At 68.7% G+C, this 16,278-nt stretch carries 14 protein-coding genes and 1 tRNA gene; 6 read left to right on the top strand and 9 right to left on the bottom strand.

The window, feature by feature from the left end; translation table 11 throughout:
• Window positions 1–2: 2 nt before the first annotated feature.
• A complete protein-coding gene (locus AC06G6_RS16975; protein ID WP_479823988.1) occupies window positions 3–980 on the top strand; it encodes a phosphoribosylaminoimidazolesuccinocarboxamide synthase in 978 nt (325 codons plus the stop codon).
• Between the two features lie 75 nt (window positions 981–1,055).
• Here AC06G6_RS16975 and AC06G6_RS16970 read toward each other — a convergent pair whose 3' ends face one another.
• Complete coding sequence (locus AC06G6_RS16970; protein ID WP_479823986.1) at window positions 1,056–2,321, bottom strand: helix-turn-helix domain-containing protein; 1,266 nt, start codon at window positions 2,319–2,321, stop codon at window positions 1,056–1,058.
• A 129-nt stretch (window positions 2,322–2,450) separates the two neighbouring features.
• On the opposite strand from AC06G6_RS16970, the gene AC06G6_RS16965 reads away from it, so the two are divergent.
• Complete coding sequence (locus tag AC06G6_RS16965) at window positions 2,451–2,669, top strand: hypothetical protein (RefSeq protein WP_479823984.1); 219 nt, start codon at window positions 2,451–2,453, stop codon at window positions 2,667–2,669.
• Window positions 2,670–2,813: 144 nt separating this feature from the next.
• Here AC06G6_RS16965 and AC06G6_RS16960 read toward each other — a convergent pair.
• The 5 genes from AC06G6_RS16960 to AC06G6_RS16940 all read right to left on the bottom strand — a co-directional run bounded on the left by AC06G6_RS16960 (window position 2,814) and on the right by AC06G6_RS16940 (window position 10,321).
• Window positions 2,814–2,890: transfer RNA gene (locus AC06G6_RS16960), tRNA-Pro, on the bottom strand.
• Window positions 2,891–2,997: 107 nt separating this feature from the next.
• A complete protein-coding gene (locus AC06G6_RS16955; protein ID WP_479823981.1) occupies window positions 2,998–4,827 on the bottom strand; it encodes an ABC transporter ATP-binding protein in 1,830 nt (609 codons plus the stop codon).
• The gene (locus AC06G6_RS16950; protein ID WP_479823978.1) at window positions 4,824–6,656 is read right to left on the bottom strand and encodes an ABC transporter ATP-binding protein; all 1,833 of its coding nucleotides are present in this window, start codon (window positions 6,654–6,656) and stop codon (window positions 4,824–4,826) included. Before AC06G6_RS16950 ends, AC06G6_RS16955 begins: the two co-directional genes overlap by 4 nt.
• 423 nt (window positions 6,657–7,079) lie before the next feature.
• Window positions 7,080–8,027, bottom strand: a complete 948-nt coding sequence (locus tag AC06G6_RS16945) for a metallophosphoesterase (protein WP_479823976.1) — start codon at window positions 8,025–8,027, stop codon at window positions 7,080–7,082.
• The gene (locus tag AC06G6_RS16940; protein ID WP_479823973.1) at window positions 8,024–10,321 is read right to left on the bottom strand and encodes a transglycosylase domain-containing protein; all 2,298 of its coding nucleotides are present in this window, start codon (window positions 10,319–10,321) and stop codon (window positions 8,024–8,026) included. The genes AC06G6_RS16945 and AC06G6_RS16940 overlap by 4 nt, the downstream gene beginning before the upstream one ends.
• A 37-nt stretch (window positions 10,322–10,358) precedes the next feature.
• On the opposite strand from AC06G6_RS16940, the gene sp36 reads away from it, so the two are divergent.
• The 3 genes from sp36 to AC06G6_RS16925 are packed head-to-tail and all read left to right on the top strand — an operon-like array spanning window position 10,359 to window position 12,016.
• Window positions 10,359–10,514 carry a Sp36 family protein gene (sp36, locus tag AC06G6_RS16935; RefSeq protein ID WP_144671455.1) on the top strand — a complete coding sequence of 52 codons (156 nt, stop codon included), beginning with the start codon at window positions 10,359–10,361 and terminating at the stop codon, window positions 10,512–10,514.
• Window positions 10,515–10,516: 2 nt separating this feature from the next.
• Window positions 10,517–11,086, top strand: a complete 570-nt coding sequence (locus tag AC06G6_RS16930) for a RidA family protein (RefSeq protein WP_479823971.1) — start codon at window positions 10,517–10,519, stop codon at window positions 11,084–11,086.
• Between the two features lie 18 nt (window positions 11,087–11,104).
• A complete protein-coding gene (locus AC06G6_RS16925; RefSeq protein WP_479823969.1) occupies window positions 11,105–12,016 on the top strand; it encodes an NUDIX hydrolase in 912 nt (303 codons plus the stop codon).
• A gap of 549 nt (window positions 12,017–12,565) precedes the next feature.
• Here the strand turns inward: AC06G6_RS16925 and AC06G6_RS16920 are convergent.
• Complete coding sequence (locus AC06G6_RS16920) at window positions 12,566–13,243, bottom strand: Crp/Fnr family transcriptional regulator (RefSeq protein ID WP_011693220.1); 678 nt, start codon at window positions 13,241–13,243, stop codon at window positions 12,566–12,568.
• 217 nt (window positions 13,244–13,460) lie between these two features.
• On the opposite strand from AC06G6_RS16920, the gene AC06G6_RS16915 reads away from it, so the two are divergent.
• Window positions 13,461–14,645: a MarP family serine protease gene (locus AC06G6_RS16915; protein ID WP_479823967.1), complete on the top strand. Its 1,185-nt coding sequence runs from the start codon at window positions 13,461–13,463 to the stop codon at window positions 14,643–14,645.
• Window positions 14,646–14,697: 52 nt separating this feature from the next.
• Here the strand turns inward: AC06G6_RS16915 and AC06G6_RS16910 are convergent, their stop codons facing one another.
• Together AC06G6_RS16910 and aroQ are read right to left on the bottom strand one after the other, a co-directional pair.
• Window positions 14,698–15,780 (bottom strand): DUF2332 domain-containing protein, encoded by a 1,083-nt coding sequence (locus AC06G6_RS16910; RefSeq protein WP_479823965.1) that lies wholly within the window; start codon window positions 15,778–15,780, stop codon window positions 14,698–14,700.
• A gap of 2 nt (window positions 15,781–15,782) precedes the next feature.
• Window positions 15,783–16,256 (bottom strand): type II 3-dehydroquinate dehydratase, encoded by a 474-nt coding sequence (gene aroQ, locus AC06G6_RS16905; protein ID WP_307461535.1) that lies wholly within the window; start codon window positions 16,254–16,256, stop codon window positions 15,783–15,785.
• Between the last annotated feature and the right edge of the window lie 22 nt (window positions 16,257–16,278).

Below are 16,278 nucleotides of genomic sequence, written 5' to 3'. Positions count from 1 at the left end.
GCATGACCACCCCCGAACCCTCCGTGCCGGAAGCCGCCGGCCCCGCCTCGTCCGCGCCCAAGGGCGGCCTGGACACCGAGACGCTGGACCTGCCGGGCTGGAAGCACATCTACTCCGGCAAGGTCCGTGACCTCTATGTTCCGGCGGACGAATCCATCACCGAGCGCATCGGCCAGGAGTGCGTGCTCGTCGTCGCGAGCGACCGGATCAGCGCCTATGACCACGTCCTCGCCAGCGAGATCCCGGACAAGGGCCGCATCCTGACCCAGCTGAGCCTGTGGTGGTTCGAGCAGCTCGGCGTGGAGCACCATGTGCTCGCGTCCACGGTCGAGGCCGGGGTGCCCGCCGCGGTGGAGGGCCGGGCGATGATCTGCAAAAAGCTGGACATGTTCCCGGTCGAGTGCATTGCCCGCGGCTACCTCACCGGCTCGGGGCTCCTGGAGTACAAGCAGTCCCGCACCGTGTGCGGCATCCCCCTGCCGGAGGGTCTGGTGGACGGGTCCCGGCTGGACGAGGCCATCTTCACCCCGTCCGCGAAGGCCGAGGTGGGCGAGCACGACGAGAACATCACCTATGACGCCGTCGTGGACATCGTGGGCGCGGACATCGCGTCCCGGCTGCGCGAGCTGACGCTGGCGATCTACACGAAGGCCGAGGGGATCGCCCGCGGCCGCGGCATCGTCCTCGCCGACACCAAGGTCGAATTCGGCTTCGACGCCGCCACCGGCGTCATCACGCTCGGCGACGAGGTGCTCACCCCGGACTCCTCACGGTTCTGGGACGCAGCCACCTACGAGCCGGGAAGGGCCCAGCCGTCCTACGACAAGCAGTACGTCCGTGACTGGCTGACCTCGGCCGAATCCGGCTGGGACAAGTCCTCGGACGAGACGCCGCCGGCGCTGCCGGCCGACGTCGTCGCCCGCACCCGCAGCCGCTACGTCGAGGCCTACGAGAAGCTCACCGGCCGGACGTTCGCGTAGGACGCTGCGGGGAACAGGACGCAGCGCGGGGAGTAGACCGCCGCAGGGAACGGTCCGCCGCGCGGGGCCGGCCGTCTAGGTTCCGGTTGACGCGGCCTGCGCGCGGCGCTGCGCGAGCCGGATTTCCAGCACGGCGTCCATCGCCTGCTGGACCCGGTCCGAGGCGCCGGCCGCACTGAATTCCCTCTGGGCTTCGTCGAGATAGACAAGGGCCTCGTCGGATTCCCCGGCGGCCTTGAGCGCCTTGCCGAGCAGCAGGGAGACCTCGCCGGCGGTGTGCTTGGCGAGCACATCCTTGCCGGCGTGGATCTCGCGCAGCTTCTGCACCGCTGCCACGATGTCCCCGGTCAGGTAGAGCCAGCGGGCCCGGATGAAAGCGACCTCGAGCTGGTCCGTTTTGTTGCCGCCGACGATCGAGAGCGCCAGCTCGGCGCGCTCGATGGACGTCAGGGTCTCAGGCTCCACGATCCCGGAGGACAGGCGGACGGCGGCCGAGGCTTTGTTGAACCGCGCCCAGAGGTCGATGTCGTTGGCGGGGGAGAGCAGCTGGGCCGCCCGTTCGTGGTACTTGATGCCCTCCGTGTAGTCATGCCGCATGAAGGCCACGTTTCCGATCACCCAGGCGACTTCGCCGGCGAGCTGGGTCATGGAATGCTCGTCCATCTGCTCGTTCATGGCCTGGCAGTACTCCCAGGCCTCATCCAGCCGGCCGCTTTCGGCCAGCGCGCCGATGAGGGCGCGCAGCGCACCAATGATCAGGGTGGAACCTTTGGGAAGTTCGGCGCAGAGCCGCACGGCCTCCTGCGCGTGTTCGACGGCGGATGTCAGCTGCCCTTGTCCCTGTGAGGCTGCGGCCAGCATCTGCCGTGCCCGCACACCCAGGCCTGCCGATTCGGCGGCCATCGGGTGATCCAGGAGGCGCTGGACGATGTCCTTGCACTCCTGCCACAGGCCCTGCTTGATCAGGCATTCAGCCTGCATGTAGGTCATATTCCACCAGGCGCTGGTGTTCTTGGCCTCGAGGGCGATCTGGGCTGCCGCGGCGGCGTGGGTCGCGGCCAGCGGGTAATCCCGCAGGTCCCAGGCCTGGCGGGCGTACAGCCCCGAGAGCACGTATTCGGCGTCGCTGACCGACACGGGCTGGCTCCACGCTTCCAGTGCCTTGGGGGCGAGTTCGAGCCGGCGGGCCAGCTCCTCGATCACATCGGCTGTTGGTTCACGGCGGCCGGTCTCCAGCAGGGAGATGTAGCTTGGCGAGTACAGATCGCGGCCCAATTCCGCTTGCGTCAGGCCGCGTTCGAGCCTTTCCGCTCGGAGTTTCTCCCCGAATCCGTTCCCCACGGATACCTCCTAATTCCGGACATTCTTTATACTAAATGCTTGACAGGCTCTGTGGAAACCATTTTACAATGTATGTCAACAAGGGTAGTGCTGACTTGGTAAGGACCCCGACTCATATTGAGGAACTCTATGTTGAAGAAGATTGCAGCCGGCGCCGTCCTGGCGGGCGCCCTGGCATTCACCGCTGCGGCCCCGGCCGTTCTGTCCGCTGGTTCCCTCGCTTACGAGAGTGGTCTCACCGCTGTCGGCAACTGGCCCGATCCCATGAATGCGCCCCAGGCGGTGGGCAACTGGCCCGACCCGATGACTTTCTCCAAGAACGTAGGCAACTGGCCCGACCCGATGTAAGCAGTCGCTTCTTGATAGCCCCGGGACAGGTGCGAAACCCTGTCCCGGGGCTATTTTTATGCCCTTCGAACCCTGGTGGCGGCCGGTCGAACCCCGGGCGCACAAAAGAAGAGGGCCTTCCAGCTGGAAGACCCTCTTCTTGATTGGTCGGGATGACAGGATTTGAACCTGCGACCTCGTCGTCCCGAACGACGCGCGCTACCAAGCTGCGCCACATCCCGATCCGTTACTTCAAAAGCAACTTCACAAGAGTATCCGATCAGGGCCCCGGATGCGAAATCGGGCGGCCGGCGCCCCCGCCTCAGAAGCCGCCCAGCCCGAAAAGGCCTCAGACCAGCGAATCCTTCCAGGCCCCGTGCAGCTGCGCGAAGCGGCCGCCGCCGCCGATCAGCTCCTCCGGAGTGCCGTCCTCGACGACCCGCCCGTCGTGGACCACGAGGACCCGGTCGGCGGTCTCCACCGTCGACAGGCGGTGCGCGATGATGAGGGCGGTCCGGCCGCCGTCGGGGCCGATTCCCTGCAGCAGCCTGGCGAGGCCGGCCTGCACCAGCCGCTCGGACGGGATGTCCAGCGAGGAGGTGGCCTCGTCCAGGATCAGCACGGCGGGCCGGGCCAGGAAGGCGCGGGCGAAGCTGATCAGCTGGCGCTGCCCGGCGGAGACGCGGCCGCCGCGCTTGTTGACGTCCGTGTCATAGCCCTCCGGGAGCTCCTGGATGAACTCATGGGCGCCCACGGCCTTCGCGGCGGCCTCGATCTCCTCGCGGGAGGCCCCGGGCCGGCCCAGGCCGATGTTGTCCGCGACGGAGCCGCTGAACAGGAAGGCCTCCTGGGTGACCATCACGACGTTCCGGCGCAGATCCGCCGTCGCCAGCTCCCGGAGGTCGACGCCGTCGAGCGTGAGGGAGCCGGCGGAGACGTCGTAGAAGCGGGCGATCAGCTTCGCGAACGTGGACTTCCCGGCGCCGGTCTGGCCCACCAGCGCCACGGTCTGGCCGGCCGGGATGTGCAGGTCCATGGTGGGGATGATGACCGGGCCGTCGCCGTAACGGAATTCCACACCCTTGAAGTCGATGGTTCCCTTGGCATCGTGCAGGGCCACCGGGTTCTTGGGCGGTCGGACGGTGGGGACCTCCTCGAGCAGCCCGGAGACCTTCTCCAGTGCCGCCTGCGCGCTCTGGAAGGAGTTGTAGAACATGGCCATCTGGTCCACCGGCTGGAAGAAACGTTTCGTGGACAGGATCAGGGCCAGCAGCACACCGACGGCGAGCTCGCCGCTGAGCACCCGGAAGCCGCCGAAGAGCAGGACGACGGCGACGCAGACGTTGCCGATCAGCACCAGGCCGGGCTGGAAGATGCCGTTGAGGTTGATGGAGCGGACCGTGACCTTGCGGTAGTCCTCGGAGAGGTCGGCGTAGCGTGCGGCGTTCTCGGGTTCCTTGCGGAAGGCCTTGACCGCGCGGATGCCGGTCATGGTTTCGACGAAGTGCACGATCAGCCGGGCCGAGACGACGCGGGACTCGCGGAACGCGATCTGGGAGTGCTTCTGGTACCAGCGGGCCAGGAAGTACATCGGCACGCCGGCGGCCAGCACCAGGAGCCCGCTGCGCCAGTCGAGGGCGAACACGGTCACGGCCGTGAACACCATAAACAGCATCCCCGAGGCCAGCGAGCTGATCCCGGAGTCCAGGAGTTCGCGCAGCGCCTCCAGGTCCGAGGTCTGCCGGGCGATGATGCGCCCGGAGGTGTACTTTTCGTGGAATTCCAGGCTGAGCCGCTGGGTGTGCCGGAACACCCGGACGCGCAGGTCCAGCAGCATTGCCTGGCTCAGCCGCGCCGTCGAGGTCACGTACAGGGCGGTGAGGCACGCGGTCGCGACGGCGGCGGCCAGGTAGGCGACGCCGGTCAGCAGCAGCGGGAGGCTGTCGCCGGCGGTCAGGGCGGGCAGGGCCCGGTCGATGCCGAAGGCGATCAGCACGGGCCCGGCGACCCGCGCAGCCTGGGACAGCACGACGGCGGCAATGGTCAGCCAGAAGCGCCGGCGGACCGGGCGGATGAGCGATCCCAGCAGGGCCAGGGATCGGCGCCGGACGGTCTTGCTTTCGCTTTTGGACAGGTGCGCGTTGTCCTCGTTCGCGGTGCCGAAGGTTGCACTGCTCATCGGGACACCTCCTCGGCGTTGAGCCCTGACAGTTCGGAGTCCAGCAGGTCGGAGTCCAGGTCCCGCGGCTCCGGGTCGAGACTGGCGATCACGTAGCGGTAGTGCCGGTTCTCCGCGAGCAGTTCGGTGTGCGTGCCGACCGCGGTGATCCGGCCCTCCTCCAGCAGCGCCACCCGGTCCGCCAGCGCCACGGTGGAGGGCCGGTGCGCCACGATCAGGGTCGTGGTGTCGGTGAGCACCTCCCGCAGCCTGGTCTCGACAAGTTCCTCGGTGTGGACGTCCAGGGCGGAGAGCGGATCGTCCAGGACCAGGATCCTGGGCCGGGCGGCGATGGCCCGGGCCAGGGCGATGCGCTGCCGCTGCCCGCCGGAGAGGCTGAGCCCCTCCTCGCCGATCAGGGTGTCCAGGCCGTCCGGGAGCGAGTAGGCGAAGTGGGCCTGGGCGACGTCGAGCGCCTCCTCAAGGGCGGCCTCGCGGCGCTCGGCCGGGAGGCCGGAGGGGGCGCCGAGCAGAACATTGTCGCGGACCGAGCTGGAGAACAGGGTGGTGTCCTCGAACGCGACGGCGACCACCGTGCGGAGCTCCTCGACGCTGAACTCGCGCAGGTCCACCCCGTCGATGGTGATGGATCCGTCGGTGACGTCGTAAAGCCGGGGGACCAGCTGGAGCAGCGCGCTCTTGCCGCTGCCGGTGATGCCGACCAGAGCCATGGTTTCCCCGGGCCGAATGTCCAGGGTGATGTCCTTGAGGATCGGCTTGTCCGGGGCGTCCTCATAGGCGAACGTGGCGCCGTTGAAGCTGAGGGCGCCCTTGAGCTCGGCGGGGCGGCGGGGGTGTTCGGGGCTGGTGATGGTGTTTGCCGCGTCCATGACCTCGAAGTGCCGGTCGACGGCGGACTTGGCGGTGAGTGCCATGGCCAGCAGCATGCCGGAGAACTCCACGGGGGTGGCGATCACGGCGGCGGTGGCGAAGAACGCCACGAGCGCGCCGATGCTCAGCTCGCCGGTGGAGGCCAGCATGACGCCGACGACGAGACCGGCGCCGAGGGCCAGCTCGGGCAGGAGCGTGACGACGAGGCTGAAGGTCGCGAGGTGCTTGGCCTTGACGATCTCCGTCTGGCGGAGCTCCTCGGCCTGTTCGTTGAAGTTCTCCAGCGCCTCGCGGCTGCGGCCGAAGGCCTTGAGCACGCGGATCCCGTGGACGGATTCCTCGACCGTGGTGGCGAGGTCGCCGGCCTGGTCCTGGCTGCGGCGGGCCACCTTGCTGAAGCGGGTGCGGAACCGGAAGCCGTAGATCATGATCGGCACGGCGGCGGCGAGGAAGATCAGGGCCAGCTGCCAGCTCATCGTGAACATCACCACCACGCCGATCACCACGGTCAGGGTGGTCACCACCAGCATGATGGCGCCGAAGGCCATCCAGCGGCGCAGGAAGTTCAGGTCCGTCATGGCGCGGGAGAGCAGCTGCCCGGAGCCCCAGCGGTCGTGGAAGGACACCGTCAGGTCCTGCAGGTGGTCATAGAGGGACACCCGCATCCGTGTCTCGACCGTGGTGGCAGGGTTGATCACGAACTGCCGGCGCAGCGCCACCAGTCCGGCTTCGGCGATGCCGAGGCCAAGGATGATCAGGGAGGCGATCCAGACCGCGTCCGCGCTGCCGCCGGGCTGGAGGGACTCGTTGACCAGCACCCGCAGCACCTGGGGGATGGTCAGGGCCACGACGCTGGCGAGCAGGGCGCAGAGCAGCCCCAGGACAAGCCGCGGAATGATCGGCTTGACGTGGGGATAGAGACGGCTGATGGAGGAGAAAAATGAGGTCTGCTTGGCCATGCCTGCTTCTTCAAATGCACGTGCGGATATCTAACGCAACTGGATGTAGTTTCCTGTAGCAACTACCCTAGGCCATCGGGTGACCGGGTTCACATGAAAATGGACAGCATCAGGATCTCGCCCAGTAATTACATTCCGCAATGGGCCCCCGGCGCGCCGTGCCCCGCGGGACATGTCCAGCCCACGCCGCGGAACATGTCCAGCCCACGCAGCGGGACATGCCCAGTCCAGGCCGCGGGGAGTGGACATAGGGCCACTATGTTCAGCCGTGGAGCTCAGGGGAGGGCATGTCCCGTTCTGGGCCCGGTCCACGCTGGCGGGACATGTCCGGTCTTGGCCGCGGGGAGTGGACATAGGCCCGCTATGTCCATCCGTTCGAGCCCAGGGAGGGCATGTCCCGCGGGGCCGGGGAGCCGGGCAGGCTCAGGAATGCGCGGTGAGCGTGAGCAGTACAGCCTCGGGTTTGCAGGCGATCCGGACCGGGGCGAAGCGTGAGGTGCCGATGCCGCCGGAGACGTTCACCGGCGTCGTGCGTCCCTTGCTTTCCCAGTCGTGCAGGCCCTTGGCGCGCCAGGTCGGGAGGTCGCAGTTGGCGACGAGGGCCCCGAATCCCGGGACGCAGATCTGGCCGCCGTGGGTGTGCCCGGCGAGCAGCAGGTCGGCGCCGTCCTCGGTGAAACGGTCCAGGACGCGCTGGTACGGGGCATGGATGACGGCGACCCGCAGGTGCGGTCTGGCGTCCTGGCCCTTGGTGCCCCGGGGCCAGCCGGCGTACCGTTCGAGGCCCAGGTGCGGATCGTCCACGCCGGAAAAGTCCACGCGCAGGCCCTTGATCACGAGCGACTGGCAGCGGTTGGTCAGGTCCACCCAGCCGCCCATCCCGAAGCCGGAGCGGAGCCGCGGCCAGTCGAGCTGGGCCGGGTCCTTGGGCTTGGCGGACGGGCCGAGGAAGTACGACGCCGGGTTCTTCAGCCGCGGCGCGAAGTAGTCGTTGGAGCCGGGAACGAAGACGCCGGGGAACTTCATCAGCGGGCGCAGCGACTCCAGCAGGGGCTCCACGGCCTTGACATGGCTGAGGTTGTCGCCGGTGTTCACCACCAGGTCCGGCTTCAGCTCCGCCAGGGAGGAGAGCCATTCGGCCTTCCGGTGCTGGCCGGGCACGAAGTGGATGTCGCTCAGGTGCAGCACCCGGATCGGGCCAAAACCGGGCGGGAGGATCGGCAGGGTCTCCTCGCGCAGCACGAACTGGTTCTTCTCCCACAGCCCGTACCCGGTGGCGGCGGCACCGGCCACGGCCCCGGCGGCGGCGGTGACGGCAAAGCCGCGCCCGATGCTCCGGGCGCGGCTTGCCAGCGAGTCAAGCCCGGTCACGGGTTGGGCTCGTCTTCCTTCTTGTCCTGGCCCGGCGGCGCGGGCTCACTCGGAGCGGGCTCGTTCGGCGCCGGGCTGGCCGGTGCTGAGCTGGACGGGGCCGGCGTCGACTGGGTGGACGGCCGGGGTGTCGGTGCCGGACCGGTCACCAGGTTCGACGGCGGGGTGGTGAACGGGTCGGTGCCGTAGGCCGGTGCCACCTGGGTCATGTAGTTCGAGAACTGCGGGCCCGCGATCATGTAGCCGTCGATGGCGTCGTAGAACTTGCCGTTGAGGGTCAGGTTGCGTCCCGGCCGGTCCTGGCCGCCCAGCGCGTCGCCGAACCAGGAGGCCGTCGCCAGGCCGCTGGTGTAGCCGACAACCCAGGTGGAGTTGTTGGGGTCGTTGGTGCCGGTCTTGGCGGCGATCGGGAAGCTGGTCCGGGTGGAGATCCGCGGCTTGATCAGCGAGCCGGAGCCGCGGTTGAGGACTTCCTGCAGCGCGAAGCTCACGCCGCGGGCAACCTCGGGTTTGATCGCGTCGCGGCAGCTGGTGGCCTGGGCCGGCAGCTGGGCGCCGGTCGCGTCCGTCACCGATTCAATGGCGATCGGCTCGCAGTACTTCCCGTCGTTCGCGAAGGTGGCGAACGCGCTGGCCATGGTCAGCGGCGAGGTCTGGGTGGCGCCGATCAGGTTGGACAGGCGCGTCATCGGCACGGGCTCGTTGGTCTGGCCGGCGTGGATGCCCGCGGCGTCGACGATCTTCTGGATCCCGCAGAGGTCGACCTGCGCCGCGGTGGCGAAGGTCATCGTGTTGATCGAGTTCGCCAGCCCGTCGACGACACTCATGTTCTTGTAGTAGTTCTCTTCGGCGTTCTGCAGGTCATCGGCCGCGCCCAGGCGCTTCTCCGCCGTGTTGTAGGCGCCGTCCACCCGGGTGGGGCAGGTGTTCTTCCACCGGTAGTTCAGCGGGTACCGACGCACGGCGCCGTTGAGGACCGTGTTCATGGACTTGCCCTCGTTGAGCCACGCGGCGAACGTGAACGGCTTCATCGTGGAGCCGGGCTGGAAACCGCCCAGCCCGCCGAGGTCGTTGCCCTGGGCGTCGCGCATGTCCACGTTGAAGTTGATGACGTTGTTGAACTTGCCTTCGGCCTCCAGGAACTGCGTGTTCTGGGCCATCGAGATGATCTTGCCGGAGCCGGGCTGCACGGAGACCAGCGAGGCGCCCCACTTGTCCGGGTTCTCCCCGGCGGAGCCCTCAACCTGGGCCTGCGCCACGGCCTGGGCGTTCGGGTCCAGGGTCGTCTTGATGGTCAGGCCGCCGCGGAAGACCTTCCGCTCGCGCTCCTCGGCGTCGGCGCCGTAGGCCGGGTTGTTCAGCATCAGGTGCAGCACGTAGTCGCAGAAGTACGGCGCGGTCGACGAGTAGGCGCAGCCCTGGCGGGGCTGGGTGATCTTCGTTTCCACCGGGGTGGCCACGGCGGCGTCGTAGTCGGCCCGCGTGATCTTGCCCTGGGTCAGCATGGAGTCGAGCACCAGGTTGCGGCGGGCCTGGGCGTTCTCCGGGTTGTTGATCGGGTCGAAGAACGACGGGCTGTTGACCAGGCCAGCGAGCAGCGCGGCCTGCGGCAGGGTCAGGTCCTTGGCGGTGGTGCTGAAGAAGAACTTGGAGGCGGCCTCGATGCCATAGGCGTCGCGGTTGAAGAACACGATGTTGAGGTAGCCCTCCAGTATCTGCTCCTTGGTGAACTTCTTCTCCAGCGCGATGGCGAGCTTCATTTCCCGCAGCTTGTCGCCGACGCCCTTGTTCACACCGTTCAGCAGGACTTGGTCGCTCTTGCCCTCGGCCTCGAGGGAGGAGTTGATGACGTTGTTCACATACTGCTGCGTGATGGTCGACGCGCCCTGGCGGTTGCCGCGGGCGGTGCTGACGAGGGCGCGCATGATGCCGGTGGTGTCGACGCCGCCGTGCTCGTAGAAGCGGCTGTCCTCGATCGCGATGACGGCGTCCTTGACGTACGGCGACATCTGGTCGAGGGAGACCCGGGTGCGGTTCTCGGCGTAAAGGTTGGCGATCACGCTGCCGTCGGAGGCCAGGATCGACGTCGACTGGCTCGGCGGGTCGACCTGCAGTTCGGCCGGCAGCGTCTCGAAGAACTTGATCGATCCGCTGGCCGAGCTGCCGGTGACGGCGGCCGCAGGGACCAGCAGTCCCGCCACCAGGACGCCACAAATGGCGCTCACGCCCAGGAAAAGAAGGATCTTTCCGAGGGTGGTGGCCGTGTCAAATAAAGGGTTCTTACCAGTCGCCATGTTTTCCACTTTACCGGCAAGGACTAGGCTTTAGCTCATGACCAAATGGGAGTACGCCACGATTCCGCTCATTATCCACGCCACAAAGCAGATTTTGGACCAGTGGGGTGACGACGGCTGGGAGCTTGTCCAGGTTGTCCCCGGCCCCGAAGGAAACGGCCTGGTTGCCTACCTGAAGCGGGAGAAGCAGTAGCCATGAGCACCCCCGCATCGGCCGCCCCGGGCGGCTCCGCCGTCCCCGGAACACCGGCGGACGGCACCGCCGCGGCGGGCGCGCCGTCCGCCGTCGAGCAGCGCCTGGCCGAGCTCGGCCTGACCCTGCCGGAGGTCGCCGCCCCGGTGGCCGCCTACGTCCCCGCTGTGATTTCCGGCAACCACGTCTACACCTCCGGCCAGCTGCCGTTTATCAACGGCAAGCTCGAAGCGACGGGCAAGGTCTCCTCCGGCACCGAAGGCGCCTCGGACGAGGCCACGGTCTCCCCGGATGCGGCCAGGCAGTACGCCGCCGTCTGCGCGGTCAACGCCCTGGCCGCCGTCAAGAGCGTCATCGGCGACCTGGACCGCATCACCCGGATCGTCAAGGTGGTCGGCTTCGTCTCCTCCGATCCGTCCTTCACCGGCCAGCCCGGTGTCATCAACGGCGCGTCCGAACTGCTCGGCCGGGTCCTCGGCGACGCCGGCCAGCACGCACGCTCCGCCGTCGGCGTTGCGGTACTTCCCCTCGACTCCCCGGTTGAAGTCGAACTCATCGCCGAATTCGCCTAAAGGCCAGGTCAGTTTCCCGTGCCCCAGTTAGCCCGACGCCTGTTTGCCCTTCCCCCGGATCTTGAGGGGGCGGCCCGCAGCTGGCTTGAACACGGCGAACGGACCCCCCGCGCGGCCCGGTTCGCGTCCTCGGTCGTGCTCCTGCGCGACTCGCCCACGGGCCTGGAGACCTGGCTGGGCTACCGGCCCGGGTCCTCGCCGCTGGGTGTGCTCGCCTTTCCGGGCGGGTCGCTGGAGGCCTCCGACGACGACGCCGTCGGCTGGCTGGGCCCCTCGCCGCAGCACTGGGCCGAGCAGATGGGGACGGCCGACATCGGCCTGGCCCGCCGCCACGTGGTGGGCGCCATCCGTGAGCTGTTTGAGGAAACCGGCGTCCTGCTGGCCGGACCGGACCTGTCCACCACGGTGGAGGCAACGTCGAGCGCCGAGTGGATGCGCGCCCGGGTGGCGGTCGCGGACCAGGAGAAGTCCTTCACGGACGTGCTCGCCAAACGCGGCCTCTCGGTGCGGACGGACCTGCTCAAGCCCCTGGTCAACTGGCTCAGCCCGGACTTCGCGCACCGCCGCTTCAACACCCGCTATTTCGCGGCCACGGTCCCGATGAACCAGCAGCCGTCGCTGCTGGCCAGCAAGGGTGTGTGGGGCCGCTGGGTGTGCGTCCGCAGGGTCATCGAGGAACGGAACACCTCCGCGCTCGGCGATGAGGTGGGCCAGGAGAACACGGTCGGGCGCACCCTCGGCCAGCTGCTGGTGCCCGGCTCGGAGATCATGCTCGAGAAGATGGCCGCCGCGAACGGCTGTATCGCCTACCTGAGCTACAAGCGCAAGGCCCACGTCTACCAGCCGAAACTCGTCGAGGAAGACGGCCAGCTCATGCTCGAGGTCGAGGCGGCCAAGACCGTCGCCGGCGAACCCCAGCGCGAACGCTGACACTCTCGCAGCCCATCCCGCTCCGCCGCTGGACATGCTCTCCGCTGAGCCGAACCCGTGGACATACTGGCATTGTGCCCAGCCTTTGCCGCGCAAAATGGGCATGTCCCGCGTGGCTCGAAGCTATGAACGAGCATGCCCTCCGCTCTACCCGTCAGCCGCTGAACATGTCCCGCGGGGCTCGCAGCCAGGAATGAGCATGCCCTCCGCTCTACCCGTCGGCCGCTGAACATGTCCCGCGGGGCTCGCAGCCAGGAATGAGCATGCCCTCCGCTCTACCCGTCGGCCGCTGGACATGTCCCGCGTGACTCGACATTAGGAATGAGCATGCCCTCCGCTCTATCCGCGCGCGACTGGGCATGCCCCCTCCTGGGCCGGTCCCGTGGGCATGATGGCATTGTGACCACCCGCTGCAGCCAGGACTGGGCATGTCCCGCGGGGCCGGAGCGCGGGAATGGGCATGTCCTCCCGCGGGGCGGGCGGCAGGCTTAAACGCCGAAGGCCGGCGCCGTTTTCACGGGCCGGCCTTCGTGGTGCTGCCAAACAGGCTTAGCGGGAGCGCTGGCGGAGGCGCTGCATGTCGAGGATGACGACGGCGCGGGCCTCCAGGCGCAGCCAGCCGCGCTGCACGAATTCGGCGAGGGCCTTGTTGACCGTTTCGCGGGAGGCTCCGACCAGCTGGGCCAGTTCCTCCTGCGTGAGCTCGTGGGCCACCAGGACGCCGTCGGTCGCGGGACGGCCGAAGCGGTCCGCCAGGTCCAGCAGCGCCTTGGCCACGCGGCCGGGAACGTCGGAGAAGACCAGGTCGGACAGGGAATCGTTGGTGCGGCGCAGGCGGCGGGCCAGGGCCTGCAGCAGCTGCGCCGAAACTTCCGGGCGGGTGCGCAGCAGGGCGTTGAGGCTCTCATTCTTCAGCCCGGCCAGGCGGGTTTCCGAGACGGCCGTTGCCGTGGCGGTACGCGGGCTCGGATCGAACAGTGCCATTTCGCCGAAGAGCTCGCCCGGGCCGAGGATGGCCAGCAGCGACTCCCGGCCGTCCGGGGACGTGCGTCCGAGCTTGACCTTGCCGGAGACGATGAAATAGAGCTGGTCGCCCTGGTCGCCTTCCCGGAATACCGAGGCTCCGCGTGAGAGGTCCACCTCGGTGAGTTCGTCCGTCAGCAGACGGAACGCCTCGTCGTCGAGCGTGGCGAAAAGGGGTGCGCGGCGCAATACCTCGATATCCATGAAATCTCCTGACTAAAACTGTGTCGGCTGGGGCGCTTCAGCCATTGTTTCAGAATTTTGGCGCGTCTGTGACGTACTTGGCACCGAAACGCGCCAAACGACGTGACAGGCAGGGATCAAACGGGAGAACGGGGCCGGCTCCGGGCGCCGCCCGCGCTCGGGAAACTGTCAGCCGGCGCCGGTAGAATTGGGGCTTACCTGCCTGTAAGGAGCATTGGTGTTCGGCTTGACCATCTTGGACCTCGTGTTGCTCGTGACGCTGCTGTCCTACCTGTTCCACGGCCTGCGCAACGGCTTCCTGGTCACCGTCGGCGGCATCGCCGGCTTCGCCGCGGGGGCCGTGGCCGCGTTTGTGTCCGTCCCCATCGTCAGCGGCCTGGTCGAGGACAGCGGCTGGCGCCTCACGGCGATCATTGCCGCCGCCGTGCTGCTGATGGTCCTGGGGCACGGCCTGGGCACCGCCATCGGACGCCGGATCCGCAGCGTCGTGCGGATCCGCCCGCTCCGGTCCATGGACCGGCTGGCCGGCGGCGGCGTCAACGTCGTCGTCTCCGCCCTGGTCATGTCGATGCTGGCCTTCAGCATCGGGGCGCTCGGCGTGCCCTTCGTGTCCCAGCCGCTCGCCGAGTCTAAGGTGATCCGCTTCATCGACGGCGCGACCCCCGTGCCGCTGAAAACCTCCATGGCCCAGCTGCGCTCCGCCGTGATCGGCAACGGCATCCCGACGCTGTTCGAGGGCATCGGGCAGGGCCAGCCGGTGCCGGTCCCGGACGCCAGCACCGACACGCCCGCCCTGAACCGGGCCGCGGCGTCGGTCCTGAAGATCGCGGGAACCGCCTACCAGTGCGGCCAGAACCAGACCGGAACCGGGTTTGTGGTGTCGCCGGGCCGGGTCGTCACGAACGCCCACGTGGTCGCCGGCGTGCCGGAACCGGTGGTGGAGATTCCCGGCGGCGGCGCCCTGCCCGGGCGCGTGGTGTACTTCGACGCCCAGCATGACCTCGCCGTGGTGGCCGTGGACGGGCTGCGCTCCGCCCCGCTGCCGCTCAGCTCCGACCTGCCGGCCGGCAGCCCGGCAGCGTTCTCCGGGTACCCCCACGGCGGGCCCTTCCAGTCCCGGCCGGCCACCGTGCAGGACATCGCGACGGTGCTGGTCCCGGACATCTACGGCAACAACCCCGCGCCGGAGGACGTGTACCGGATCGCCGGGGACGTCCAGCCGGGCAACTCGGGAGGCCCGCTGCTGACCACCGACGGCCAGGTGGCGGGAGTGATTTTCGCGAAAGCCACGGGGGAATCCTCGCTCGGCTACGCCATCACGATGACGGATCTGGGACCGGTGGCCGCCCGGGCAGCGGGCCTGGGCGATGCCGTCTCCCCGGGCCAGTGCATCCAGAACTGACAGTGCATCCGGAAGCAGCAGCGGCCGCAGCCGGCGTCAGGGTGTCGGCCCGCTAAAGCCATTCCAGGCTCTGGCCGTGCGGGCCGGTGATCGCAGTGGGCCTGCCGTTGTGCAGCAGCAGGAAGCGGCCGCGGAGCCGGGACTCGTCCATCTCGGGGACCACACTGGAGCCGTCCGCCTGGATGATCACCGTGTGTCCTTCGTTGGACAGCCAGTGGCAGCCGCGGTCGACGGCGAGCCGCGCCATGGTGGTCCGGAACCGGTCCCGCGCCTCCGCGTCGAGGTAGGCCATGACCGCGCTGTGGAAGACCACCAGGGTGGCGTCCGACGGCGCCCGCGCCGCCAGGGCGGGGAGCTGGTCGTTGAGGTCCCCGGCCACGAGGAGGGGCGGATCGGCCTGGGCGATCGCGATCGCCCGGCGCAGCCGTTCACGGCGGAAATCCTGCTCGGGCCAGATCAGCGCCTCCAGCCACGCGACGTCGTCGGGATTCCGGATGTCGAGGGGATTGAGGTCGATCCCGGCCCGCCAGACCACCCGCGGCAGCTCCGCCGGCAGCGGGACCGGCCCGGTGACGGTGCAGCCCAGGACCGGGTAGGTGCCGGCGGCGGCGCCGGCCGGGGCCAGCCGCGTGAGCCCGGGACCGGCGTCGTACTCGTAGCCGTAGCGGTCCGGGAACAGCGCCAGCCCGGCCGAGGCCCCGACCTCGATGAGCGCCAGCGGACGCCCGCCGTCGGCGGCGATCTGCGCCAGGGACGGCAGCAGCGTGGCGCAGCGCCCGGCCTCGTTGGTCTGGGTGGCGCGGGCGAGCACGGTCCGGGACACGTCCTCCCAGTGCGCGTCCAGGAACGCCCGGAAGTCCGGGTAGGGGCTGATTTGCGCGCCGAGGAAGCGGGCGGCCGCGAGCATCAGCAGCGGCTGGCGCTTGTTGTACGGCCACTCGTCGATCCGCCGGAGCAGCTCCGGGTCCTCCGCGATGCCCACCGACCAGGCGGCGTAGCAGTCGGAGTTGCCGGGCGCGTCGACGGTGCCGAAGTGCCGGTACCACTGCGCCGTGGCGGACTCCGCGCCGCGCGTTTCCGTGGCGGCCGGGTCCCCGGAACGGGAGCCGGTACTGCCGGGATCAACGGGGGACATGCTCAGTCCCGGCTGGCCTGCAGCCCGGCGAGGTACTCGACGGCGAACCGGTAGCCCAGGATCCCGGCCCCGGCGATCACGGCCTTGCTGATGTCCGAGAGGTAGGAATGGTGCCGGAAGGCCTCGCGGGCGTGGACGTTCGTGATGTGGACCTCGACGGCGGGTAGCTGCACCGCGGAGATGGCGTCCCGGATCGCCACCGAGGTGTGCGTGTAGGCGCCGGCGTTGATGACGATGCCGACGGCCCTGCCGCGGGCGGCGTGGATCGCGTCCACGAGGGCACCCTCGTGGTTCGACTGGAAGCACTCGACGTCGAGTCCGTGCGCCGCGCCGGTGTCCTTGGCGAGCTGTTCGACGTCGGCCAGGGTGGCGGTGCCGTATTTCTCGGGTTCGCGGGTGCCGAGCAGGTTCAGGTTGGGTCCGTTGAGGACCAGGATGGTGCCGCGGCCGGCGCCGGCGGGGGTGGCTTCGCTCATGCCTGCCAATGTATCGCGTTGC

Source organism: Arthrobacter sp. CJL-S3 (assembly GCF_056711635.1).
This window is presented reverse-complemented; position numbering and strand designations above follow the sequence as displayed.